Consider the following 393-nt stretch of genomic DNA (forward strand, 5'->3'; position numbering starts at 1 on the left):
TTTCTGTAATGTTTACCAATAAAACACTGATACAACAAGAAAAAATCACATGTGATTTCTCTTGTGAAATCGCATGTGATTTTGCTTGTAAATTATTTGTTTGCACTCCTGAAGTAAACCCGTTAGCTTTATTAGGCAGCTTTCACTTTTTTGTTTTCTTTTTCTTTCTCAAGTTGTGCTACACGAACATCTTTTAAATAATATGCTCCAAAGAAAATCCCTATTAATAAGTAGCCTAGAGCATAGTCAGTAGCTGCGCCAAACTCAAGCGATGGAGCATGCATGAGGCCGATAAAGCTTAAGAAAGCAGCAACTAAAGCAAAGATGGCAGCTTTATGAAACTTGTGATCGATAATAAATACTGTGATAGCTCCTAATATAATTGCTGTAAAC

Annotated in this window: 1 pseudogene; it reads right to left on the minus strand. The window is 34.9% G+C overall.

Features of this window, described 5'->3' with window-relative positions:
• Positions 1-131: 131 nt before the first annotated feature.
• Positions 132-393: pseudogene (locus AOA59_RS27115) on the minus strand (hypothetical protein); the annotation flags it as partial.

This window comes from Pseudomonas sp. 2822-15, from assembly GCF_002742515.1.
Classification (GTDB): Bacteria; Pseudomonadota; Gammaproteobacteria; order Pseudomonadales; family Pseudomonadaceae; genus Aquipseudomonas; species Aquipseudomonas salomonii.